Origin of the sequence: Hymenobacter gummosus (assembly GCF_003970915.1) — a bacterium.
Classification (GTDB): domain Bacteria; phylum Bacteroidota; class Bacteroidia; order Cytophagales; family Hymenobacteraceae; genus Solirubrum; species Solirubrum gummosum.
In genome coordinates this window covers 1-299 of the sequence record NZ_RXOF01000042.1, presented here as the reverse complement: position 1 = coordinate 299, position 299 = coordinate 1, and the positions used below count along the sequence as shown (strand labels likewise).

Below are 299 nucleotides of genomic sequence, written 5' to 3'. Positions count from 1 at the left end.
GCCGTTCCAGACGGGCCCGACGGTGTGAATGACGTAGCGGGCCGGCAGCCGGCCACCGGAGGTAATGACGGCCTCGCCGGTGGGCAGGCCCTTGCCGTAGTGGCCGGCGCGCAGGCGGCGGCAGGCTTCCAGGGTATCGGGGCCGCCGGCGCGGTGAATGGCCCCATCGACCCCGCCGCCGCCGAGCAGGGAGGAGGTGGCGGCGTTGACGATGGCGTCGGTGTCGAGCTTGGTGATGTCGGCCTGGGCCAGCAGGATGCGGCCGAAGGCGCGGCGGGCGGAGTAGGGGAGGGACATGG

At 73.9% G+C, this 299-nt stretch carries 1 protein-coding gene; it reads right to left on the bottom strand.

Annotation, left to right across the window (positions count from 1 at the left end):
• A partial coding sequence (locus EJV47_RS27775) for a macro domain-containing protein (protein ID WP_207896024.1) occupies window positions 1-297 on the bottom strand: 297 nt, incomplete at its 3' end.
• Between the last annotated feature and the right edge of the window lie 2 nt (window positions 298-299).